The sequence below is a fragment of the Pseudomonas sp. p106 genome, assembly GCF_003936645.1.
GTDB classification, from domain to species: domain Bacteria; phylum Pseudomonadota; class Gammaproteobacteria; order Pseudomonadales; family Pseudomonadaceae; genus Aquipseudomonas; species Aquipseudomonas putida_E.
This window is the reverse complement of the sequence record NZ_RHQR01000001.1, coordinates 1-22,636: the sequence shown is the minus strand read 5'-3', so window position 1 is coordinate 22,636 and position 22,636 is coordinate 1. Positions and strand designations below refer to the sequence as shown.

Annotated in this window: 26 protein-coding genes and 1 pseudogene; 16 read left to right on the top strand and 11 right to left on the bottom strand. The window is 64.2% G+C overall.

Features of this window, described 5'->3' with window-relative positions:
- Positions 1 to 52: 52 nt before the first annotated feature.
- Positions 53 to 874, bottom strand: a complete 822-nt coding sequence (locus EGJ09_RS00125; protein WP_125922861.1) for a shikimate 5-dehydrogenase — start codon at positions 872 to 874, stop codon at positions 53 to 55.
- 220 nt (positions 875 to 1,094) lie between these two features.
- On the opposite strand from EGJ09_RS00125, the gene EGJ09_RS00120 reads away from it, so the two are divergent.
- Both EGJ09_RS00120 and pbpG read left to right on the top strand, forming a co-directional pair.
- A complete protein-coding gene (locus tag EGJ09_RS00120; protein ID WP_012313987.1) occupies positions 1,095 to 1,277 on the top strand; it encodes a hypothetical protein in 183 nt (60 codons plus the stop codon).
- 242 nt (positions 1,278 to 1,519) lie between these two features.
- On the top strand, positions 1,520 to 2,446 hold the full coding sequence (gene pbpG, locus EGJ09_RS00115; RefSeq protein WP_042111355.1) for a D-alanyl-D-alanine endopeptidase: 927 nt from the start codon (positions 1,520 to 1,522) through the stop codon (positions 2,444 to 2,446).
- Between the two features lie 59 nt (positions 2,447 to 2,505).
- On the opposite strand, the gene EGJ09_RS00110 is transcribed toward pbpG, so the two are convergent.
- Positions 2,506 to 2,937 carry a hypothetical protein gene (locus EGJ09_RS00110; protein WP_125922860.1) on the bottom strand — a complete coding sequence of 144 codons (432 nt, stop codon included), beginning with the start codon at positions 2,935 to 2,937 and terminating at the stop codon, positions 2,506 to 2,508.
- 200 nt (positions 2,938 to 3,137) lie between these two features.
- On the opposite strand from EGJ09_RS00110, the gene EGJ09_RS00105 reads away from it, so the two are divergent.
- From EGJ09_RS00105 to EGJ09_RS00065, 9 genes are all read left to right on the top strand, one after another.
- Positions 3,138 to 4,472, top strand: coding sequence for a lysine N(6)-hydroxylase/L-ornithine N(5)-oxygenase family protein (locus EGJ09_RS00105; protein ID WP_125922859.1), 1,335 nt, complete (start codon positions 3,138 to 3,140; stop codon positions 4,470 to 4,472).
- Positions 4,473 to 4,641: 169 nt separating this feature from the next.
- Positions 4,642 to 5,835 carry a PepSY domain-containing protein gene (locus EGJ09_RS00100; protein ID WP_115275179.1) on the top strand — a complete coding sequence of 398 codons (1,194 nt, stop codon included), beginning with the start codon at positions 4,642 to 4,644 and terminating at the stop codon, positions 5,833 to 5,835.
- On the top strand, positions 5,832 to 6,371 hold the full coding sequence (locus EGJ09_RS00095; RefSeq protein WP_046785613.1) for a hypothetical protein: 540 nt from the start codon (positions 5,832 to 5,834) through the stop codon (positions 6,369 to 6,371). The genes EGJ09_RS00100 and EGJ09_RS00095 overlap by 4 nt, the downstream gene beginning before the upstream one ends.
- A complete protein-coding gene (locus tag EGJ09_RS00090; protein ID WP_012313981.1) occupies positions 6,368 to 6,688 on the top strand; it encodes a hypothetical protein in 321 nt (106 codons plus the stop codon). Before EGJ09_RS00095 ends, EGJ09_RS00090 begins: the two co-directional genes overlap by 4 nt.
- A gap of 11 nt (positions 6,689 to 6,699) precedes the next feature.
- Positions 6,700 to 7,269, top strand: coding sequence for a DUF6162 family protein (locus EGJ09_RS00085; RefSeq protein WP_125923152.1), 570 nt, complete (start codon positions 6,700 to 6,702; stop codon positions 7,267 to 7,269).
- Between the two features lie 16 nt (positions 7,270 to 7,285).
- Positions 7,286 to 8,188, top strand: coding sequence for a metal ABC transporter substrate-binding protein (locus tag EGJ09_RS00080; protein ID WP_012313979.1), 903 nt, complete (start codon positions 7,286 to 7,288; stop codon positions 8,186 to 8,188).
- Positions 8,185 to 8,931 carry a metal ABC transporter ATP-binding protein gene (locus EGJ09_RS00075; RefSeq protein WP_046785615.1) on the top strand — a complete coding sequence of 249 codons (747 nt, stop codon included), beginning with the start codon at positions 8,185 to 8,187 and terminating at the stop codon, positions 8,929 to 8,931. Before EGJ09_RS00080 ends, EGJ09_RS00075 begins: the two co-directional genes overlap by 4 nt.
- Positions 8,931 to 9,830: a metal ABC transporter permease gene (locus tag EGJ09_RS00070; protein ID WP_046785616.1), complete on the top strand. Its 900-nt coding sequence runs from the start codon at positions 8,931 to 8,933 to the stop codon at positions 9,828 to 9,830. Before EGJ09_RS00075 ends, EGJ09_RS00070 begins: the two co-directional genes overlap by 1 nt.
- Entirely contained in the window at positions 9,827 to 10,696 is an 870-nt protein-coding gene (locus tag EGJ09_RS00065; protein WP_125922858.1) for a metal ABC transporter solute-binding protein, Zn/Mn family, read from the top strand. The genes EGJ09_RS00070 and EGJ09_RS00065 overlap by 4 nt, the downstream gene beginning before the upstream one ends.
- A gap of 58 nt (positions 10,697 to 10,754) precedes the next feature.
- Here the strand turns inward: EGJ09_RS00065 and EGJ09_RS00060 are convergent, their stop codons facing one another.
- The 8 genes from EGJ09_RS00060 to EGJ09_RS00025 form a co-directional block, all read right to left on the bottom strand.
- Positions 10,755 to 11,807: a DUF1615 domain-containing protein gene (locus tag EGJ09_RS00060; RefSeq protein WP_125922857.1), complete on the bottom strand. Its 1,053-nt coding sequence runs from the start codon at positions 11,805 to 11,807 to the stop codon at positions 10,755 to 10,757.
- A 26-nt stretch (positions 11,808 to 11,833) separates the two neighbouring features.
- On the bottom strand, positions 11,834 to 12,385 hold the full coding sequence (locus EGJ09_RS00055) for a hydrolase (RefSeq protein ID WP_046785619.1): 552 nt from the start codon (positions 12,383 to 12,385) through the stop codon (positions 11,834 to 11,836).
- 57 nt (positions 12,386 to 12,442) lie between these two features.
- A complete protein-coding gene (locus EGJ09_RS00050; protein ID WP_125922856.1) occupies positions 12,443 to 13,162 on the bottom strand; it encodes a thioesterase II family protein in 720 nt (239 codons plus the stop codon).
- Complete coding sequence (locus tag EGJ09_RS00045; RefSeq protein WP_012313972.1) at positions 13,159 to 13,380, bottom strand: MbtH family protein; 222 nt, start codon at positions 13,378 to 13,380, stop codon at positions 13,159 to 13,161. The genes EGJ09_RS00050 and EGJ09_RS00045 overlap by 4 nt, the downstream gene beginning before the upstream one ends.
- A 112-nt stretch (positions 13,381 to 13,492) precedes the next feature.
- On the bottom strand, positions 13,493 to 13,894 hold the full coding sequence (locus EGJ09_RS00040; RefSeq protein ID WP_119689145.1) for a hypothetical protein: 402 nt from the start codon (positions 13,892 to 13,894) through the stop codon (positions 13,493 to 13,495).
- 84 nt (positions 13,895 to 13,978) lie between these two features.
- Entirely contained in the window at positions 13,979 to 15,514 is a 1,536-nt protein-coding gene (locus EGJ09_RS00035) for a DHA2 family efflux MFS transporter permease subunit (protein WP_046785623.1), read from the bottom strand.
- The gene (locus tag EGJ09_RS00030) at positions 15,511 to 16,704 is read right to left on the bottom strand and encodes an HlyD family efflux transporter periplasmic adaptor subunit (protein WP_125922855.1); all 1,194 of its coding nucleotides are present in this window, start codon (positions 16,702 to 16,704) and stop codon (positions 15,511 to 15,513) included. The genes EGJ09_RS00035 and EGJ09_RS00030 overlap by 4 nt, the downstream gene beginning before the upstream one ends.
- 28 nt (positions 16,705 to 16,732) lie before the next feature.
- A complete protein-coding gene (locus tag EGJ09_RS00025) occupies positions 16,733 to 17,206 on the bottom strand; it encodes a MarR family winged helix-turn-helix transcriptional regulator (RefSeq protein ID WP_039603231.1) in 474 nt (157 codons plus the stop codon).
- A gap of 243 nt (positions 17,207 to 17,449) precedes the next feature.
- Between EGJ09_RS00025 and EGJ09_RS00020 the strand changes: the two genes are divergently transcribed.
- Positions 17,450 to 18,460, top strand: a complete 1,011-nt coding sequence (locus tag EGJ09_RS00020) for a FecR family protein (protein WP_119688742.1) — start codon at positions 17,450 to 17,452, stop codon at positions 18,458 to 18,460.
- A 4-nt stretch (positions 18,461 to 18,464) separates the two neighbouring features.
- Here the strand turns inward: EGJ09_RS00020 and EGJ09_RS00015 are convergent, their stop codons facing one another.
- Positions 18,465 to 19,784 (bottom strand): Na+/H+ antiporter family protein, encoded by a 1,320-nt coding sequence (locus EGJ09_RS00015; protein ID WP_125922854.1) that lies wholly within the window; start codon positions 19,782 to 19,784, stop codon positions 18,465 to 18,467.
- Positions 19,785 to 20,000: 216 nt separating this feature from the next.
- Between EGJ09_RS00015 and EGJ09_RS26965 the strand changes: the two are divergent.
- The 4 genes and pseudogenes from EGJ09_RS26965 to EGJ09_RS26490 form a co-directional block, all read left to right on the top strand.
- Positions 20,001 to 21,287, top strand: a pseudogene (locus EGJ09_RS26965) (HAMP domain-containing protein); the annotation flags it as partial.
- 102 nt (positions 21,288 to 21,389) lie between these two features.
- Positions 21,390 to 22,145 (top strand): methyl-accepting chemotaxis protein, encoded by a 756-nt coding sequence (locus tag EGJ09_RS26960; RefSeq protein WP_371316831.1) that lies wholly within the window; start codon positions 21,390 to 21,392, stop codon positions 22,143 to 22,145.
- Between the two features lie 127 nt (positions 22,146 to 22,272).
- Positions 22,273 to 22,440, top strand: a complete 168-nt coding sequence (locus tag EGJ09_RS26395; RefSeq protein ID WP_158621119.1) for a hypothetical protein — start codon at positions 22,273 to 22,275, stop codon at positions 22,438 to 22,440.
- 6 nt (positions 22,441 to 22,446) lie between these two features.
- A partial coding sequence (locus tag EGJ09_RS26490) for a hypothetical protein (protein ID WP_177433130.1) occupies positions 22,447 to 22,636 on the top strand: 190 nt, incomplete at its 3' end.

The following is a 22,636-nucleotide window of genomic DNA, read 5'->3' as shown; positions in this document are numbered from 1 at the left end:
GCACAGACGGCCTTCTCGCCGGGTTGCCCGCGAGGAGGCCGCAGAAGAAGAGCTAGACGTCCCGGGCGTACGCCACTGCAGCCTCGACCTGCTCCCGGGCAGGTCGCACGCCGGTATACAGCACGAACTGCTCCAGTGCCTGCAACGCGATCACCTCCAGGCCGGTAATCACCGGTTTGCCCAGCGCCTGTGCCCGCTGGATCAAGGGCGTCTGCGCCGGCATCGCCACCACATCGAAGACCCGCTGCGCCGCAGCAATGGCGTTCTCGCTGAACGCCAGCTCATGGGCCTCCTGCCCGCCCGCCATGCCGATCGGCGTCACGTTCACCAGCATCGGCGGGCACCGGTCACCCAGCTCAGCGACCCAGCGATAGCCACAAACGTCGGCCAGCTGCCGCCCCGCCTGCTCGTTACGGGCGACGATGATGCCCTCCTTAAACCCGGCATCGCGCAGCGCACTGGCAACCGCCTTGGCCATGCCACCACTGCCGCGCAGGGCAAAGGCTGTAGACGGGTCGACACCATGCTGTTCGAGCAACTGCCGTACTGCCAGGTAGTCGGTGTTGTAGGCTTTCAGATGACCAGCCGTGTTGACCACGGTGTTGACCGACTCGATGGCTGCCGCTGACGGGTCAACCTCATCGACCAAGGCCATGCAGGCCTCCTTGTACGGCATGGAAACACCACAGCCGCGGATGCCCAGCGCGCGGATACCCGCCACAGCGGCCGGCAAGTCATCGGTGCTCATCGCCTTGTAGTAGTAATCCAGGCCCAACTGCCGGTAAAGGTGGTTATGAAAGCGAACGCCAAAGTGACCTGGCCGGCCGGCCAGGGAAATGCACAGCACGGTGTCCCTGCTGGGAGTTGCCGTCATGACCTGCTCCTTGTTCGTAACTGAAACGTTTGTTCAGCGTAACAGACCCGCCCGTTCATCGTCCCTTACACAACCTTTACCGTTTCCCTGCGCTCAGCTGACAGTGGCAAGAGCCATAGTAGTGAACAGTTGATAAAGCTGATGAGCACTATTGAGCGAGTCGATTTCAAACCGAGCTGGCCACTGCGTAAGGTAGCGGCATGTTTTACAGGAGGTCCACATGGCCACTATCCAGATCATGTCCGTCGTCGGCAGCGCCGTCCCCTCTACTCTGCGTGAGCAGGGCCTGCTGGCATGCTGGTACCTGGTGCGTAACGGTGAAGCGGTGAGCGGACCGTTGGCCACCCGTGCATCAGCCCAGGCCCTTGCTGATCGACTGAAGGACGATTGCCTGCTCGCTTGAAACGAATGTGTTGTGCGTTGCTCTTTGCCCTGTTCTGGCCCGCCTTTTGGCGGGTCTTTTTTTGCCGGCGCGAAACCGACGAACGGAGGCAGAATAACCGTTACAGCATGAAGGTTTTTTCATTTCGACCGGGTGGCTCCACGAGCATTCGACAGCCGCTGAGCCATACTCCAGAATGCGAGCGGTTTTTGGGGGAAACCCTTGCACAGCCAACGACATACCAACTTTTAGTGAGCCTGAACGTGAAAACATCCCTGTCCATCCTCAGCCTGCTGCTGTTGCTCACAGGTACCGCGACCCTACCGTCGACCGCTGCTGCACAACCCCCAGCCCAGATTCAACGCGACCCTTCAAAGCTGCATCTGGCTTCCGGCAGCGCCCTGCTGATCGACCTCAATACCAACAAGGAACTGTATTCGAGCCACGCCGACCGCGTGGTACCGATTGCCTCGGTGACCAAACTGATGACCGCGATGGTGGTGCTGGACGCCAAGCTGCCCATGGATGAGATGCTCACCATGACCATCGCCAACAACCCGGACATGAAAGGGGTGTACTCGCGCGTGCGCCTGGGCAGCCAACTCAACCGCCGCGAAACCCTGCTCATTACCCTGATGTCGTCGGAAAACCGCGCCGCCACTTCCCTGGCCAACCACTATCCAGGGGGCTACCCGGCTTTCATCAAGGCAATGAACGCCAAAGCCCGCAGCCTGGGCATGGCGCACACCCGCTATGTCGAGCCGACCGGCCTGTCGACGCAGAACGTCTCCAGCGCCCGCGACCTGGCCAAGCTACTGATGGCGTCGCGCAAATACCCGATGCTCAGCGAGCTGTCGACCACCCGCGAAAAAACCGTGGCCTTCCGCAAACCCAACTACACACTGGGCTTTCGCAATACCGACCACCTGGTCAACAAGAGCAACTGGGACATTAAGCTGACCAAGACCGGCTTCACCAATGAGGCCGGGCATTGCCTGGTGCTGCTGACGCGCATGGACAACCGCCCGGTGGCCATGGTGATCCTCGATGCGTTCGGCAAGTACACCCACTTTGCCGATGCAAGCCGCATGCGCCAGTGGCTGGAGACCGGCACAGCCAAGCCGGCACCGGCAGTGGCGATGCAGTACAAGTCGGACCGGCAGAACAAGAGCCGCCTGGCCGCAGAGTAACGCCTCAAGGGGCTGGCCCGTTTGCGGCGTTATCCGCAGGCGGGCCGGTTCACACAGGCTCAGGCCTGAGTGCTGACGACCGTACCCGCAGTGCTGCCACCCGTCTCCTGCAACGCTTCGAGCAGTTGCGACGTGGCGGTCATGATCTGGCCATTGAGCGTGGTAATGCTCGCCTGCCTGGCGCTCACGGCAGCGGTCTTGGCTGTCTCTTCCATTTTCTGCGCCATCAGGTTGGCCAACTGCTTCTGCTCTTCGGCCAACTGCTTTTGCAGCTGCTTGATCATCTCGCGCAATTGCTTGATGTGCGCAGGCTCCGAACTTTCATCGCTTTGCTGCGCACCTTGCGCACCGCCGCCACCCTGAGCCTTGGGCGTTTCTGCCGACGCGGCCGACGCTCCACTTTTCTGTGCGTCTTCGCTTTTTACCGTTTCATTGCTGCCGGCGGCCTGCGCCGAAACGTTGTTGATGGTGATTGCCGCGATACCTGCCATGTTCCGGTCCCTGCCTTGAAATAGGTCCTTGCGTTGACCTGCCTATCGGCCACGCGGCGCACTTCTTTAGCCCGGCTGCACAAGCTGTGCGCAATGCCCCCAGTAAATTCCCCGGTACATGGCTCGTTCCAACCAATGTACTCACGCAGGCGCCGGAGCCCCGGCGGGCGCACACATTCGACCATTATGGGATCGCAGCCATGAGCCAGTCTTCAAACCCGGAAACCATCAAGGATCTGATCGGCGTGGGCTTTGGCCCTTCCAACCTGGCCTTGGCCATCGCCCTGGAGGAACTCGCCCACACCCAAGGCCGCGCCCTCGACGCGCTGTTCATCGACAAGCAGAAGCAATACCGCTGGCATGGTGAAACGCTGGCGACCCAGAGCGAGCTGCAGATATCCTTCCTCAAGGATCTGGTCTCGCTGCGCAACCCCACCAGCCCCTACAGTTTCGTCAACTACTTGCACCAGAAGCAGCGCCTGGCCGATTTCATCAACCTGGGCACCTTCTACCCCTGCCGCCTGGAGTACAACGACTACCTGCGCTGGGCCGCCGAGCATTTCGCCACTCAAGCCGTCTATGGCGAGCAAGTGCTGCGCATCGAGCCGGAAGTTAAGGCTGGCCGTGTCGAGCATTTGCGCCTGGTCTCTCAAGATGCGCAGGGCCGTGAATACACCCGGCGTACCCGTTCGGTCGTGGTCGGCACGGGCGGTACGCCGAAAATCCCGGAAAAATTCGGCGCCTTCAAGGACGACCCGCGCGTCTTCCACCACTCCCAGTACCTGAGCAGCCTGCAAAAGTTGCCATGCACCGAGGGCAAACCGATGCGCATCGCGGTAATCGGCTCTGGCCAGAGCGCCGCAGAAGCATTCATCGACCTCAATGACAGCTACCCGTCGGTCAAGGTCGACATGATACTGCGCGGTTCAGCGCTCAAGCCTGCGGACGACAGCCCGTTCGTCAACGAGATCTTCTCGCCGGACTACACCGACCTGGTCTACAACGAGCCGGCCGAGCAGCGCGCCAAGCTGCTGGGTGAATACCACAACACCAACTACTCAGTGGTCGACCTGGACCTGATCGAGCGCATCTACGGCATCCTCTACCGCCAGAAGGTTTCGCATCAGGTGCGCCACAACGTGCTGTGCCGTCGCCAGGTGGAAGCGGTTGTCGCCACCCGCGACGGCATCGAACTCACCCTGCGCGACCTGGCCACCGACCAGCATCAGACCCACCGTTATGATGCGGTCATTCTGGCCACCGGCTACGAGCGCCGCTCGCATCGCGACCTGCTGGCACCGCTGGCCGGTTACCTCGAGGATTTCAACGTCGACCGCAACTACCGGGTACTGTCCAGCCCGGACCTTGAAGCGTCGGTTTACCTGCAAGGCTTCTGTGAGGGCAGCCATGGCCTGAGCGACACCCTGCTGTCGGTACTGCCGTCCCGTGCCGCAGAAATCGGCCAGGCGCTGTACCAGGACCTCGCCCGCCGACACGGCAAAGCGCAACCGCCGGTCGCCCTCACCAGCGCCTGACCCTCTGCGGCCTTCAAGCCGACACGGCGCCCCGCGCCTTGTCGGCTTTTGCTTTTCTGAAATATTTGCTTGCATTTAAATAGGCAGGATTTCCATTCTCATTCGTCTTTATAGATGCAGCCCCTGTGGTTGGGCATATGCTCGACCCTCATTTTCAGAAGACCGACCGATGGCCAAATCAACCAAAAAATCCAAGTCCAAGCTGTGGTTCCTGGTCCACAGCTGGCTCGCCCTGCCGATCTGGTTCTTCGTGCTGATCGTCTGCTTCACCGGCATGCTCGCCGTGGTCAGCCAGGAAATCGTCTGGCTGGCCAACGCCGATGTGCGCGCCAACAAGCCCGACGACAGCGCCGAACGCCTGAGTTTCCAGCAAGTGCTCGACGCCCTGCACAAGGCCGAACCGGATATGGTGGTGCGCACACTGAGGCAGCCGGACGGTTCGCACTTTGCGCTCAACGCCGGGGTTACCCTGCCCGACGGCAGCAGCCCGACGCTGTACGTCAACCCCTACACCGGGGCCATCCAGGGCAAGGTCCCGGACTTCAACTTCGAGGCGTTCACCCGTGCCTTGCACGGCTGGTGGCTGGTGCCCTTCACCAACGGTTTCAGTTGGGGCTGGTACCTGGTCTCGCTGCTGGGCCTGCCGATGCTCGCTTCGCTGGTGACTGGCCTGGTGGTGTACAAGAAGTTCTGGAAAGGCTTCTTCAAGCCCATTCGCACCGGCCACGGCTCGCGCATTTTCTGGGGCGACCTGCATCGCCTGGCCGGGGTCTGGTCGATCTGGTTCATCGCGGTCATTGCCATCACCGGCACCTGGTTCCTGATCCAGGCGATCCTGTTCGATAACCACATCACGATCTCCAGCCAACCGATCACACCTGTGATCGCCCGGGAAGATGTACCGCAAACCGCCGATGGCAGCCCTGCCCCGCGCATCGACCTGGACGAAGCGGCGCGCATCGCCGGCCTGGCCATTCCTGGCCTTGAAATCAACGCCATCTCGCTGCCCGCCACGGCCTACAGCCACATCACCCTGAACGGCCCGGGCTGGTACCCGCTGATGTTCCAGAGTGCCAACATCAACCCCTACACGCGTAACGTCGACAGCCAGTTCCTGATCAGCGACCGCTCCGCCCTTGAGTTCGTCACCGAATCCATGCGCCCACTGCACACCGGCGACTTTGGCGGCCTGCCGGTCAAACTGATCTGGTTCTTCTTCGGCCTTATCCTGACGCTGATGGTGTTCAGTGGCCTGCTGATCTGGACCAAGCGTACCGCCCAGGCGACCGCCGCCGCCCTCAAGCGCAGCGAGCGTGCGCCCCGCGCCACCGCCAGCGACACCCCCGTGGAGATCCGCCCATGAGCCAGGCCCAGGCCCTGCCCACCCGCCCACTCAAGCAGTGGTGGCTGAAGTGGCGCTTTCACTTGAACATTCTGCTGATTCTCATCCCGCTGGGCTTCATGCCCAAGTATTTCGCCGACGCCAAGCTGTTTCGCGGTGATGCCGGCTTGGGCGTGAACCAGATCAGCGATATTCAGGTTGGCCCTTACAGCCTGGACCTGGCCGAACTGCGCAGCGAAGCGCCCCGCGCCGACGGCCCGGCGGGCTACTTCAAGCCCTTCAACGCCGCGCTTTGCAAAGCCTGCATCAACGACGTCAAAGCCGTGTACCTGCGCATCGGCAAACCCCGCAGCCTGCGCGCCGCCGGCACCATCTTCTTCGGCGCGCCCTACCGCATGGGTACCAACCTGCCGATCCCTGCGCGCACCAAGCCCGACGCGCAGATCTGGATCACCCTCGAAGGCTGGGACGGCAGCATGCATCAGGCATCGGTCCCGCTGAGCAAGGCTTCGCCAGCCACCGTGGCCTGGCTCGAAAAACAAGGAGGCAAGAAATGAAGCACATGATGCGCAGGCTCGCCCTGCCCCTGCTGGTGCTGGCCGCAGGCCCGGCCCTGGCCCACAACCCGATGTGCGAGTGCGAAGAACTCGATGGCGGCCAGGTCAAATGCACCGGTGGCTTCTCGGATGGCAGCGGCGCCCCGGGCGTGACCCTGGACGTGATCGGCTATGACGAGCAGGTACTGGTCGGCGGCAAGCTGGGCGATGACTCGACGCTTACCTTCAAGCGCCCCGACGGCGAGTTCTACGTGCTGTTCGATGCCGGCCCCGGCCACGTGGTGGAAGTCGACTACGCCGACATCGCGCAACCATGAGCGGCCCTACCCTGAGCCGCACCCAGGTGGTGCGCCCCGCCGGCGCCGGGCACGAAACCCTCTACGTGCTGCTGGTCAGCCTGCTGATCGTCATCGTCGCCGCCTGCGTGGTGCTGATGCGCGGTGAACGCGAAGACGAGCAGCCCATCGCCAGCCACCAGATCGACGCCCGCCGCGACCTGACGCCCGCCGAACAAGGCATCTATACCGACCTTCGCGTCGCATTCGACGAGGTTCAGTTGCTGCGCGAAGAAACCGCCGCCGTACCCAGTGTGGCGTCGTTGGCCGAGGAAGGCTTGCCACCGTTCGTGGTAGATGCCGGCAGCCAGAGCCGTGGCAGCCACCAATGGCAGTGGCTGGAGGCTGGCGCCTATCTGGGTCGCAGCCAGGCCCCGCAGGTCGCCGGCAGCTTTTTGCTGATCGTGCCGCACGAGCACAGCGCCCAGCCTGACGTCTGGCTGCGCCGCGACAGCGCCGCGGTGATGCCGGACGACCTTGGCCAGGCAGCCCTGATCGCCGCTGGCTGGCAGCAAGTGGCTAGCCATTACGACGCCGGGGTCACCCGCGAACACCGTCACTGAACCCAAGGAATTCCCCATGTTGCGCTCCGCCCTCACCCTGCTCCTGGCCCTCGCGTTACCGGCCCTGGCCCTGGCCGACACCGGCAAGCCCTTGCGCATCGGCATTACCCTGCACCCGTACTACAGCTATGTGAGCAATATCGTCGGCGACAAGGCCGAAGTGGTGCCGCTGATTCCCGCAGGCTTCAACCCGCACGCCTACGAGCCACGTGCCGAGGACATCAAGCGTATCGGCAGCCTGGACGTGGTGGTGCTCAACGGCGTCGGCCATGACGATTTCGCCGACCGCATGATCGCTGCCAGTGAAAAGCCCGACATCAAGACCATCGAAGCCAACCAGAACGTGCCGCTGCTGGCGGCCACCGGCATCGCCGCCCGCGGTGCCGGCAAAGTGGTCAACCCGCACACCTTCCTGTCCATCAGCACCACCATTGCCCAGGTCAACAACATCGCCCGTGAACTGGGCAAGCTCGACCCGGACAACGCCAGGTTCTACACCCAGAATGCCCGCGCCTACGCCAAGCGCCTGCGCGGCTTGCGCGCCGAGGCGCTGGCCAAGGTCACCGAAGCGCCCGGCGCCAACTTCCGTGTGGCCACCATTCATGCAGCCTACGACTACCTGGTGCGCGATTTCGGCCTGGAGGTCACGGCAGTGGTGGAGCCGGCCCACGGCATCGAACCGAGCCCGGCACAGTTGAAGAAAACCATCGACCAGCTCAAGGCGCTGGACGTCAAGGTGATCTTCTCGGAAATGGACTTCCCGTCGGCCTATGTCGAGACCATCCAGCGTGAGTCCGGTGTGCGCCTGTATCCGCTGACGCACATTTCCTACGGCGAGTACACCAAGGACAAATACGAAGTAGAGATGAAGCGCAACCTCGACACCGTGGTCCGCGCCATTCAGGAGAACCGCGCATGACCGCGGCCGCCAACCTCATGGTGCGCGGCGGGCCCGGCATCGAATTCGCTGGCATAGACCTGACGCTTGGCCGCACGCGCATCCTGGAACAGGTCCAGTTCAGCGTCGCCGCCGGCAGCGTACATGCCATCGTCGGGCCCAACGGCGGCGGTAAAAGCTCGCTGATCAAGACCCTGCTCGGGCAGATGCCACACCAGGGCCAACTGACCCTGCACTGGCCGGGCGAGCAGCAGGTGATCGGTTACGTCCCCCAGGCGCTGGAGTTCGACCGTGGCCTGCCGATGACCGTGGACGACTTCATGGCCGCAATGTGCCAACGCCGCCCAGCCTTTCTCGGCCTTTCGCGCCGCGTGCAACCGGCCATCGACGCAGCGCTGGCGCAGGTCGGCATGCTCGACAAACGCAAGCGGCGCATGGGCGCTTTGTCGGGCGGCGAACGCCAGCGCGTGCTGCTGGCCCAGGGTTTGATCCCCGAGCCGCAGTTGCTGGTGCTCGACGAGCCCATGTCGGCGCTCGATGAAGCCGGCATCCGGGTGTTCGAGCACTTGCTGCAGGGCTGGCGCCAGGCCGGCACCACCGTGCTGTGGATCGAACACGACCTGCAAGCGGTGCTGCGCCTGGCCGACCGGGTCACCGGGCTGAGCCGCCAGGTACTGTTCGACGCCCCACCTGCCCAAGCCCTTACCCCGGAGCGCCTGCTGAGCCTGTTCTCCGTCCACCCGCGCAGCGAGGGCCGCACCTGATGAGCTACGAAGCATTCCGCCAACTGGTCCAGGAATGGGCCGGCGCTGGCTACCTGCCCGAGGCACTGGCCTACGGTTTCGTGATCAACGCACTGCTCGCCGGCCTGATGATCGGCCCGGTACTGGGCGGCCTGGGCACCCTGGTGGTGGTCAAGCGCTTTGCCTTCTTCTCCGAAGCCGTCGGGCATGCCGCCCTGACCGGGGTGGCCATCGGCATCCTGCTCGGCGAACCCTATACCGGGCCTTACGGCAGCCTGTTCGGCTACTGCCTGCTGTTCGGCATCCTGCTCAACTTCCTGCGCAACCGCACCGGGCTGTCGCCTGACACGCTGATCGGGGTGTTCCTTTCGGTGTCGCTGGCTTTGGGCGCGAGCCTGCTGCTGATGCTGGCCGGCAAGATCAACGTGCACATCCTCGAGAATGTGCTGTTCGGCTCGGTGCTGACGGTCAGCGCCCAGGACCTGGTGGTGCTGGGCATCGTCGCTGCCCTGGTGCTGGCGCTGGCCCTGCCGCTGTACAACCGCATCATCCTGGCCAGCTTCAACCCCCAGCTGGCCGCCGTACGCGGGGTGGCAGTGAAGACTCTGGACTACCTGTTCGTGGTGCTGGTGACACTGGTAACGGTGGCGTCGGTGAAGGTGATCGGGGCAATCCTGGTCGGTGCGCTGCTGGTGATTCCGGCCGCTGCCGCGCGCCTGGTCAGCCAGTCGCTCAAAGGCTTTTTCTTCATCTCGGTACTGATCGCCACCCTGAGCACGCTGCTGGGCATCCTGATGCCGATCGTCTTTGACCTGCCGGTACCGTCGGGTGCCGCGATCATCCTGGTTGCCGGCATTTGCTTCGCCCTCGCGGCTCTGGCCCGCGCCCTCGTCCCACGCCTGCAAGGAAACCCGGCATGAACCTGAAACAGCTCACCCTGGGGCTGGCCCTCACCGGCCTGCCCTCGTTCGCCCTCGCCACCGAGGTGCTGACCACCCTGCCGGTGACCCACAGCCTGGCTGCGGCCTTGCTCGACGGCACCGCCGTGCAGCTCAAGCGCGCCGCGCCCGCCAACCTGCCAGCCAGCCGCCAGCCTTCGTACTTCAGCAGCCGTGGCGGCGCGAGCCTTGCCAAAGCGGCGCAGCAGGCCGATGCGGTGATCGGCCTGCGCTCGATCTGGCGTGACGACCCGCTGTACCCCATGGCCCGACGCAGCAATATCCGCATCGTCGAAATCGATGCAGCGCGGCCGGTGGACGGTGCCCTGCCGGGCATCGCGGTCAGTGGCGATGACGCCTACAACGCCTACCCCTGGCTGAACCCGACCAACCTTGGGCGCATGGCCGACGTGCTGGCCAACGACCTGGAACGCCTGGCGCCCGCCGACAAGGCGAAGATCCAGGGCAACCTGGCGGGGCTCAAGCGCCAGTTGCTGGAATTGACCGCCAGCAGCCAGACCAAGCTTGCCCAAATCGACAACCTCAGCGTGGTCAGCCTGTCCGAGCGCCTGGGCTACCTGGCCAGCGGCCTGAACCTGGATGTGGTGGAACAGGCACTGCCGGCCGAGGGCAAGTGGGACGACGCCGCGCTCAAGGCACTGGGCGAGAACCTCAAGAACCAGGATGTGGCGCTGGTGCTGGACCATCGGCAGCCGGATGCGGCAGTGGCCGAGGTGATCAAGGCCTCGGGGGCCACGTTGCTCGTGGTGGAAAGTGACCCGCAAGACGCCGTGGCCGGGCTCAAGGCCAGTGTCGATCAGGTGGTCGGGGCGCTGAGCAAAGGGTGATGCAGCCTGTACCTGCCCGATCGCCGGTTTGCCGGCGATCGGGCCAGGGCAGACAGCCCTAGCGTTTCATGCACCGCTGATACCGCTCATCCACCCTCCCCGCAAACCACGCCGTGGTCAGCTTGCGGGTGATTTTCGGGCTTTTCAGTTCGATCCCCGGCAACTTGGCGCGCGGCACCGGCTTGCCTGCGGCTGCGTCAGCCAGGGCGAACACCCCGCTGTACAGCTTGCTGTCCTCGAAGGCCAGGCTGTCACCCAGTTCCAGCTGGCTGCGGATCTGCGGGTTACGCAGCCCCAGCTTCACACCCAGCTTGCGCGCCGCCTGCTCGGTGCTGCCGGGCATGATCGCGCCGGGGGCGATCAGGTCACCATCCAGGGCCAAGGGCACGCCCGTCACCTTGCTCAGGGCCGCCTGAAACGCGGCATTACGGCTGGCGTACCAGCCCGCGTTGAAGTCGGCGAAGCGATAGAGCTGGCGCTCATAGTGCGCGGGGTAACCCAGCAAATGGCCGATACCGAAATACATGCCGCCACGACGGCTGAAGACCTCCTGGCGAATGGTGCCGTCGTAGGTGTAGGGGTAATCCTTGGCATGCTGCTCGGCAAACTCGACGCTAACCTGCATCGGCCCACCGGTGTGCACCGGGTTCAGCCCGCCCAGCAAGGTCCGGCCCAGCGGCAGGCCGGTTATGAACTCGTCGTACAGTGCACTCAGTTGCTTCTCACTGCGCACCGCAAGCAGCCGCTGCTGATACGTCTGGCCATTGCCAGAAGCCGTATTCAGCGCGCCGTCCACCAGCAACCGCGGGATATGCAGGCTCGCCGCGCGGCGGTCGACCTCGGCACGGGCAATGCGCCCAAGGTTGGGGACCTGCGGGTCGGCATTGAAGGTCGATTCCTGCTCGGTCACCGCCAGCACCGCACACAGGTTGCTCTTGCTCGGGGCGATGCGCTGGGCTTCGAACGCCACCTGGATATCCCTGGCCCAGGCCTCGCGGTCCCTGGCCTGGGCTGGCAACAAGCGCACCAGTTGGGCACGCACCTTGGCAGGGTCGGCCTCAGGCTCTTCCTCACGACGCCCGGCGCAGCCCTGCAGCAGCGCCAGGGCCATCAACCCGGCAGCCAGCAGCCGGCCGTTCAGGGCTGCTCCCCGACCAGATAGGTCTTGCTGATGTGGCGAAATTGCGGGTGGCTGGCGTTGCCCATGAGCTCGAACAGCACCATTTCGCGGGTGACTACCTGCGCCCCGGCCTGCCGCATCCGCGCAAGCCCTGCAGCCTTGTTGGCCAAGGTACGGCTGTCGCAGGCATCCTCGACCAGGAACACCTGCTTGCCCAGGCCCAGCAGGCCGAGCACGGTCTGCAGCACGCAGACGTGGGTTTCCATGCCGCACACGATTACTTGCTCGCGCGCCAACAGGCTGGCTGGCAGGCACTGGGCCGCAACGCAGGAAAAATGGGTCTTTTCCACGATTTCAGCTGCAGGGGCGGCGGCGAGAAGCTCGGGCAGGGTGTGACCCAGCCCTTTGGGATATTGCTCGCTGATGACGATCGGCAGTGCGAGATCGGCGCATGCTGCCAGCAGCCAGCGTGCCCGGGCGCGGGTGCCCTCGGCGTCGCTCATCGCGCCAATGAGCTTTTCCTGGATGTCGACGACCAGCAACGTGGCCTGGTGAGGATCGATCAGCATTGTCTGCCTCTTGCCTGGGAAAACGCCTAGCATCCCCAAGGCAAGCGGCAACGTCAATCAGGCGCAAAGCCGATGGGGCTCCAATGCTGCAGCCAGCGCCGTGAGCACACGGTCCTCCTGCTCATGGATGAAGAAGTGGCTGCCCGGAAACATCTGCAAGGTGAATGCACCCTGGGTTTCCTGGCCCCAGGCCCGCAGTTGCTCTTCACTGGCGCGGTCGTCTTGCCCGCCCAGCACATGCAGCGGGCACGCCAAGGCAGGCCTTGGGCGGTAGCTGTAACGGCCACAGAGCAGGAAATCCGCCCGCAGGATCGGCAACGTCAGGCTCATCAGCTCGGCATTGGCCAGCACCTCCTCCGGCGTGCCATTGAGTTCCCGCAGTTCATTGCGCAGCTCGTCATCGGTCTTGGGCTCACGCCAGTTCTTGCCGTCATAGTCCTCACGCCGGGTGGGCGCCGCAGTACCGCAAGCGAACAGCGCCACCGGTAGCGGGCACCCCAGCGCCTGCAGCTCGTGGGCCAGCTCGAAGGCCAGCAGCGCCCCCAGGCTATGGCCAAGCAGCGCATACGGCGCAGCAGCGGCCTGGCGCTGTTCGGCTGCCAGTTGCCGGGCCAAGGCCTGCATGTCGGTGTGCAGCGGCTCGCCCATGCGCGCGCCGCGCCCGGGCAACTCGACCGGGCGTACCTGCAGCCAGGCTGGCAGCTTGCGCCGCCAACGGCTGTAGACCATGGCGCTGGCCCCGGAATAAGGCAGGCACAGCAGGTTGAGCGCGGTCACTGTGCGGCAGCGTCCGCCATCTTCTGGCGCAGGCTCAGCGGGCGCATATCGGTCCAGACTTCGTCGATGTAGGCCAGGCAGTCCTTTTTCAGCCCGCTCTTGCCCACAGCGCGCCAGCCGTTGGGGATCGCCTTGTAGTCGGGCCAGATGGAATATTGCTCTTCGTGGTTGACCACTACCTGGAACTGGATATCGTCGCGGTCGAAAACGGAAGTCATTGCCTGTCTCCTTGAGTGATGGATGCCGGTACGCGCTTGGCGTAGGGCGGCTCTCTGGTAGACGTAGGAAACATCCGAAAAATTAGCGTTTGGGCATGACAACTTCTGGGGCTCAAGCATCCCTCAGCAAGTCATGGGTATCCAGCAAGCGATAAGCCACCTGCGGATTGCGCTCCAACCCCCGCCGTATAGCCGCCGGGATCGACTGGCGGGTCTTGCGGCATAGCCCAGGCTGGTCATCGAGCTCGATGACTATCCCGCGCATGGTACGCACCTCGTTGTAACCGGGCGCGATATGCAGCCGAATGCCCAGGTTCTCGTACATCCTGGCCTGCAAGCGCTGCAGGTCTTCAAGGTCCTTGAGGTTTTCCAGCCGCTCGATCAGGCGCTTCTCCTCCTGGCGGGTGAGCAGGAGGATGCGCTGGGCCGCAGGCGGCTGCGCGGCCAGGTGCTCGCGGCCGCAGTCACAGGCGCCAGGTGGGCAAGGTTGGCGTAAGGCAAGTGCTGTGCTCATGGGCCAAGCATAGCGCGTCGCGGCGAAAGAGCGTGCGCCAACCGCTTGCGCAAAATTGAGCGCCGCCCCCAAAACCGCGCCTGCTCAATGCCCCGCTGAAGCCGGCCCCGCCTTGGCAGCAAACGGCGGTTTGGCCAACCACACCAGCAGAATCAACCCGGCAAACACCCAGCCCATCAAGGTGAAGTAATCCACCGTCGACATCATGTAGGCCTGCCCGTTGAGTATCTGCTCCAGCTGCGCATAGCTTTGCGGGTTTGCCCCGCCCAGTTGCTCCAGCGTGTGCCGCGTCGCCGGGTCGAACTGGCTGATGTTCTCGCTCAGGTAGGCATGATGCTGGTCCGCCCGGCGGATCCAGATCCACGTGGTCAACGACGCCGCAAAACTGCCGCCCAACGTGCGCAGGAACGTCGCCAGGCCAGACCCGTCGGCGATCTGATGCGGCGGCAGGTCCGACAGCAGGATGCTCAAGGTCGGCATGAAGAACAGCGCCACACCAATCCCCATGAACAGCTGCACCAGGGCAATGTGCTGGAAGTCCACCTCGTTGGTGAAGCCCGCGCGCATGAAGCAGCTGGCACCGATGGCCAGGAACGCCAACCCCGCCAGCACCCGCAAGTCGAAACGCTGCGCGTACTTGCCCACGAACGGCGACATGATCACCGGCAGCAGGCCGATCGGTGCCACTGCCAGGCCTGCCCAGGTGGCGGTGTAGCCCATCTGCGTCTGCAGCCACTGGGGCAGGATCAGGTTGATGCCGAAAAAGCCTGCATAGCCCCCCACCAGCACAATGGTACCGATGCGGAAATTACGGTGCGCGAACAGCCGCAGGTTGACCACCGGGTGGCGGTCCGTCAGCTCCCAGATGATGAATATCGCCAGGAACACGACCGAAATCAGGCTGCCGATGATGATGAACGACGACTCGAACCAGTCCAGGTCATTGCCCTTGTCGAGCACCACCTGCAATGCGCCCACACCGACAATTAAGGTCAGCAGGCCGATGTAGTCCATGGGCTGGCGGCTGGTCACCACCGGCCGTGCGCGCATCTGCTGGCGCACCACCGCAGCAGCGAACAAGCCGATCGGCACGTTGATGAAGAAGATCCACGGCCAGCTGTAACTGTCGGTAATCCACCCGCCCAGGATCGGCCCGGCAATCGGCGCCACCACCGTGACCATCGCCAGCAACGCCAGTGCCATCCCCCGTTTGGCTGGCGGATAGACGGCAATCAGCAAGGTCTGGGTCATCGGGTAAAGCGGCCCGGCCACCACCCCCTGCAGCACACGAAAGCCCACCAGCTCCGGCATCGACTGCGAGATACCGCAGAGGAAAGACGCCAGTACGAACAGCAGCGTGGCCCAGATGAACAGCTTGACCTCACCGAAGCGCCGGCTGAGCCAACCGGTCAGCGGCAATGCGATGGCATTGCTCACCGCAAACGAGGTGATCACCCAGGTGCCCTGCTCGGAACTCACCCCCAGGTTGCCGGAAATGGTCGGCAAGGCCACGTTGGCGATGGTGGTGTCGAGCACCTGCATGAACGTTGCCAGCGACAGGCCTATGGTGGTCAGCAGCAGGCTCGGCGGGGTGAACTGCGCCGCAGCGTTGTTGCTCATCGTTGCGCCGTCTTGCCAGGGGCGCTGTTGTCGTGGATCAGCCGAGCGATCAGATGGTCAGCTTCGTCCAACTGACGGTCGTACACCTGGGTGGTGTAGCTGGCCTGCTGCGGCGGCTGTTGGGCCAGGGCCGGGCCGCTCTGATCGTGCAAGTCGACCTCGACCACCGTGGACAGGCCAATGCGCAGCGGGTGGGCCTTGAGCTGGTCCGGGCTGAGGTGAATGCGCACCGGTACACGCTGGACGATCTTGATCCAGTTGCCGGTGGCGTTCTGTGCCGGCAGCAAGGCGAACGCGCTGCCGGTGCCGGCGCCCAGGCTGTCGACGGTGCCGCTGTACTTCACGTCGCTGCCGTACAGGTCGGCGCTGATTTCCACGGGTTGGCCGATACGCATGTCGCGCAGCTGGGTTTCCTTGAAGTTGGCGTCGATCCACACCTCGTCCAGCGGGATGACTGCCATGGTCGCGGTGCCCGGCTGCAAACGCTGGCCGAGCTGCACGGTACGTTTGGCGACGTAACCGGTGACTGGCGCCACCAGCGTGGTGCGTGCGTGGTCCAGGTAAGCCTGGCGCAGGTCGGCGGCGGCGGCCATGACCTCGGGGTGCGAAGACACCACCGTGTCGTCCACCAGCGCCGTGCTGGTATTGAGCTGCTGGCGCGCGCTGTTGACGGCGGCCTGGGCCACGGTCAGGTCATCGCGGGCATGGGAGATTTCTTCAGCAGCGATCGCACCGCTGTCAGCCAGCACCTTGCGCCGGTTGTAGTTCTGCCGGGCCTTCTGCAACTCGGCCTGGCGTGTCTGCAACTGGGCCTTGAGGGAATCGACGTTGCTGTACAGGCCGCGCACCTGGCGCACCGTACGGGCCAGCTTGGCTTGCGCGGCCTGCAGGGCCACCTCGCTGTCGGCCGGGTCGAACTGCAACAGCACCTGGCCAGCATGCACCAGGTCGCCGTCATCGGCGCCGATGCTGGTGACGGTGCCGGTGACCAGCGGGGTGATCTCCACCACATTGCCGTTGACGTAGGCGTCGTCGGTGCTTTCGTGCCAGCGCCCGATCAGGCTGTACCAGGCCCAGGCGCCAGCGCCGGCAAGCAGCACCACCAGCAACAGGCCAAGCAGCCAGACTTTGCGCTTGCGCGACGGTTCGGGTGCGGCGGAGGGAGTTGAGGTGTCTGCGTTACTGGCCATGACAATACCTTGGAATATGAAACAGGAATCAACGATCGCCGAAGCGGCGGATCGTCAGAGGGTCGCCGGCACCGAGCAGGACCTTGGCCAGCAGGCCTTCAAGGGTCTTGAGCTCATCAGGCTGCAGCACGCCGACCAGTTCGTTCATCGCCGCCGCGCCGATCTCGGGCAAGCGGTCGGCCAGGCGTTGGCCTTCGGCGGTCAGGGCCAGGCGTACCTGGCGACGGTCGTCGGCGCAGCGGTTGCGCAAGATCAGGCCCTTGTGCTCGAGGCGGTCGAGCATGCGGGTCATCGAGCCGCTGTCCAGGCCCAGGTAGCGGCACAGCTCGGCCGGCGTATCCACCTGGTACTGGGTGACGATGATCAACACTTTGAACTGCGCGGCGGTAACGCCTTCTGATTCGAGGTGCCAGTCGAGAATGCGGTCCTTGAGGATCGCCGCGCGGCCCAGCAGCATGCCGATGGCGCAGGACTGGAAGTTTTGCGGGGTGAAATGGGACATCGGCAGCAGCTCGGGCAATTGTGTAAAAATATTACTGCCTAGGCAGCAAATGTCAAAGCTTTCGTTAGGGGGCTATGGGAATAGCCCAGGGCCATACGCCAGGTGGGTGCCGGGAAGGGTTCTCAAACGCTGGAAAATCCGGGCGAAACCGATCAAAACACACATAACTGATAGTCATTCGCCATTACCTTGGTTCTCGGGAGGCCCCTCGCAGGGGTAGAATGCGCAAAACCCGGAGCCGCAATGAACCAAGACCGCCTCAATCCCAGCCCAGACGATGCCATCACCGACGCCGCCGCGCAGTGGTGCATGCGCCTGCACGCCGACGATTGCACCCAGGCCGAGCGTGAAACATTCGCACGCTGGTTGGCAGCGGACCCGCGCCACGCTGATGAATACCAGGCGATGCTGGAAATCTGGCAGACCGCCGACCTGCTGCCGCGCAACGCCACGGTCATCGATTTCAACCCACCTGTACGCACTATGGCGCGGCAACGCCGCCACTGGCGGCCCATGGCCTCGGCAGCAGCCATCGCCCTGCTGGTGTTGCCGCTGGCGGGCTGGGTTGGCTGGGAACAGGGCTGGCTACCCAACCACTACCAGCACGTTGAAGCAGGCGACCAGGCGCGGACCGTGCAACTGAGCGACGGCAGCACGGTGGAGCTCAACCTCAACACCGAACTGACCTACTTCAACTACAAGGACCAGCGTCAGGTCACGCTCAAGCGAGGCGAGGCGTTCTTCAAGGTGCAGCATGACAGCACCCACCCCTTCATCGTGCGTGCCGGCCACGGCCAGACCCGGGTCACTGGCACCCAGTTCAACGTGTGGAAGTATCAGGACCAGGTCAAGGTCACCCTGGTACAGGGTTCGGTGCTGGTCAGCAGCGACGGCAGCACCGGCGGCTACCGCCTTGGCCCAGGCATGCAGGCCAGTTATCGCACCGGCGACTTCGAGCCGCAGTTGGCCCAGAGCGAAGACTATGGCAACAGCCTGGCCTGGCGCAGCGGCAAGCTGGTGCTCGACAACCTCAGCCTCGAACAGGCACTGCCAGTGATCAACCGCTACCTCGATGCGCCCCTGCTGCTGGCCGATGCCAGCACCGGCCGCATCCGCATCAGCGGCATCTACAACACCCGTGAAGTCAAGCGCCTGGTGGACAACCTGCCCAAGGTGCTGCCGGTGTACCTGACCCGCAGCAAGGACGGCAGCACCGTCCTCAACCGCATTTCCCCGCCGCCCGACAAGGGCTGATGCGCTAGAGCGTCATCGCCGCCAGCCAGCCAAACGCCATCAGTGGCAGGTTGTAGTGGATGAACGTCGGTACCACGGTGTCCCAGATATGGTGATGCTGGCCATCGACGTTGAGCCCCGAGGTTGGCCCCAGGGTCGAGTCCGATGCCGGCGAGCCTGCATCGCCCAGGGCACCGGCGGTGCCGACGATGCACACCGTGGCCAGCGGGTCGAAGCCCAGCTGCACGCACAGCGGCACGAAGATCGCCGCCAGAATCGGCACCGTCGAGAACGACGAACCGATGCCCATGGTCACCAGCAACCCCACCAACAGCATCAGCAAGGCACCAACGCCCTTGCTGTGGTCGATCCATTGCGCCGAAGTTTGTACCAGGCCGTTGACCTCGCCAGTGGCTTTGAGCACCTCGGCGAAACCCGAAGCTGCGATCATGATGAACCCGATCATGGCCATCATCTTCATGCCTTCGGTGAACAGGCCGTCGGTGTCTTTCCAGCGCACGATGCCCGACAGCGAGAAGATCAGGAAACCGACCATGGCGCCGATGATCATCGAGTCCAGCCACAGCTGGACGATGAACGCCGCAGCGATCGCCAGCCCCGCCACCAGCAGGGTCAGCGGGTTGTACTGCACGCTGGCCTGCTCGACCTGCTCGATGCGCGCCAGGTCATAGTCACGCTTCTTGCGGTAGCTGAAGAACACCGCCAGCAGCAAGCCGGCCAGCATGCCCGCCGCCGGAATGGCCATGGCATGGGTGACGTTGACACCGCTCACGTCCACGCCTGCGCGGGCAACGTTGGCCAGCAGGATCTCGTTGAGGAAGATGTTGCCAAACCCTACCGGCAGGAACATGTACGGCGTGATCAGGCCAAAGGTGATCACGCAGGCGATCAGCCGGCGGTCGATGCGCAGACGGGTCAGCACGTACAGCAGCGGCGGCACCAGCAGCGGGATGAAGGCGATGTGGATGGGCAGGATGTTCTGCGACGACACCGCCACCACCAGCATCAGGCCGATCAGCAGCCACTTGACCTTGCCGCCGCTGGCATGGCCCTGGCGGTCGATCATCGCCAGCGCACGGTCGGCCAGGGCGTGGGCCAGGCCGGACTTGGCAATCGCCACGGCAAAGGCGCCGAGCAAGGCGTAGGACAACGCCACCGTGGCGCCACCGCCCAGGCCGCCGTTGAAGGCCTTGAGCGTGCCCTCGATGCCCAGGCCACCGACCAGGCCACCGGCCAGGGCGCCGATGATCAAGGCGATGACCACGTGCACGCGCGACAGGCTGAGTATCAGCATGATGCCTACCGCGGCAATCACTGCATTCATGGTTTGGCTTTCCTCGTAGCTGCAGACAAAAAGCGCGCACTCTGCAGCACTGGCGCACAGATGTCAAAAGCGCCAGGCGGCGGCGTATTACGCGGGCCGGCAAATTTAAATTGAATGTTTGAATAAAGAAAAAACCGGGGCCGCCGATATAGCAGAGGGATTGAGCCCCACCCAAGATCCAAAGCCAAACCCTTACCCTCAAAAAAGGGACGCCCCATGCCTTTGCGACAACTTTCCATCCAGTGGAAGATCACCCTGCTTGCCGGCCTGTGCCTGGCCAGCATCGTCACACTGCTCGTCGGCCTTTCGCTGTACCGCATGGACCACAGCTCGGACCTGGTCAAAGCCAGCAGCGAGAAGATGCTCAGTGAGGCAGCGCAGGCGCGCATCGAGTCGCAAGGCGAGGTCCAGGCCTTGAACATCAGCCGCCAGTTCATGGATGCCTACCAGTACGGCGCCGGGTTCGCCCGCCAGGTGCTGTTCCTGCGTGAACAGGCGGAAAAGCGCTTCCTGGATGCCTACGACCTGCGCGAAGACATGACCCGCCAGGTTCGTGCAGCCCTGCAGGCCAACCCCGACCTGCTGGGCCTGTCACTGGTGTTCGAACCCAATGCCTTGGATGGCAAGGACAGCCTCTTCACCGGCCAACCCGAGCTTGGCAGCAACGAAACCGGCCGCTTCGCCCTGTACTGGTCACAGCCGCGCGTGGGCCAGCTGACCGCCATGGCTCTGCCCGAGCACGACATGGCCAACACCGAGATCGGCCCCAGCGGCCAGCCCGCCAACACTTGGTGGGTGTGCCCGCGCAGCAGCGGCAAGGTCTGCGTGGTGGAGCCATACTTCTACGACATCGACGGCCACCGCGTGCTGATGACCAGCATCGTGTTCCCGCTGGCGGTAAACGGCAAGGTGATCGCCACCCTGTCCATCGACATCAACCTCAACAGCCTGCAGGCCCTGAGCCAGGAAGCCAGCCGTAGCCTGTACGAAGGCCGCACCACGGTCGGCATTCTCAGCCCCGTGGGCCTGCTGGCCGGCTACAGTGCCGATGCCAGCAAGCTGGCCCAGCGTTTTGACCAAGTTGACACCAGCAAAGGCGCCGAACTGGTACGCAAGCTGGCCGAAGGTAAATTGAGCGTCCACCACGACCAGCAACGCCTCAAGGTACTCGCAGCGTTCCAGCCGATCCCTGGCGCCCAGCCATGGGGGGTGCTGCTGGATGTGCCGGAAAACGCCCTGACCGGGCCGGCCGAGGCGCTGAAACAAGAGCTCGACGCCCTGAACACCAGCGGCACCCTGTTGGAGCTGGGCCTTGGCCTGGGCGCTGCGATTGCCGGCCTGCTGCTGGTGTGGCTGATGGCCCGTGGCGTGACCCGGCCGATCCTCGGGGTGGCGGCCATGCTCAAGGACATCGCCAGTGGTGAAGGCGACCTCACCCGCCGCCTGACCTATGACAAACAGGACGAGCTCGGCGAACTGGCCGGCTGGTTCAACCGCTTCCTGGACAAACTGCAGCCGACCATCGCCGAGGTCAAACGCTCGGTGCAGGCGGCCCGCAGCACCGCCGACCAGTCCTCGGCGATTGCCACGCAAACCAGCGCCGGCATGGAACAGCAATACCGCCAGGTCGACCAGGCGGCCACCGCCTCGCACGAAATGAGCGCCACGGCCCAGGATGTCGCCCGCAGCGCCGCACAGGCTGCACAGGCCGCCCGTGAAGCAGACCAGGCGACCCGCGAAGGCCTGGCGGTGATCGACCGCACCACCCGCAGCATCGACACACTGGCAGCAGACATGAGCCATGCGATGGCCGAGGTCGAAGGGCTGGCCCACAACAGCGAGAAGATCGGCTCGGTGCTGGAGGTGATCCGCTCGATCGCCGAGCAGACCAACCTGCTGGCACTCAATGCCGCCATCGAAGCCGCCCGTGCCGGTGAGGCCGGCCGTGGCTTCGCCGTGGTCGCCGATGAAGTGCGCAACCTGGCCCAGCGCACCCAGGAGTCGGTGGAAGAAACCCGCCAGGTCATCGAAGCCCTGCAGGCCGGCACCCGCGAGGTGGTCGGCGCCATGGACAACAGCCACCGCCAGGCCCAGGGCGGTGTGGAGCAGGTCGGCCAGGCCGTCACCGCGCTGCAGCGCATCGGCCAGGCCGTGACCGTGATCACCGACATGAACCTGCAGATCGCCTCCGCCGCCGAAGAACAGAGCGCAGTGGCCGAAGAGATCAACAGCAATGTCGCGACCATCCGCGATGTCACCGAGTCGTTGTCCGGGCAGGCCAACGAGTCGGCGCGGGTCAGCCAGTCGCTCAACAGCCTGGCCAACCAGCAGCAGGGGTTGATGGACCAGTTCCGCGTCTGACGGGTGCTTCTCATCGCTGGCATGGCTACGCAAACATTCCAGCGATGAGGCCTGCAACAGCTGACATGCAGCGGGGTGCCTGTGGCCGGGTTGCCGGCGACAGGATCGGGCTGCATGAGGTGAGTGAATGTCAGGTCCGATCACCTCCATGATCATCCCCGACATCATGATTGACCCCATCATCAGCACCATGCCCTACGCCGTGGGCCTCACCCACACCATGACTGGCTTCGTGATTCGCTTCATGGTTGGCCCCATCATCCGCCCCGTTGCGGCCACTTTCACCGCGACCTGAGCTAGCATGACCGCCGCCATCACCGCTGTGGCCGCTACCGCCGTGGCCTGCGCCACTGCCACCGCTGCCGCCTCCATGCCCCCCACCGCCGTGACCGCCGCCTCCGTGACCTCCCCCACCGCCGTGGCCACCACCACCGCTACCCCCACCGTGGCCGCCACCACCGCTACCCCCACCGTGGCCGCCACCACCGCCA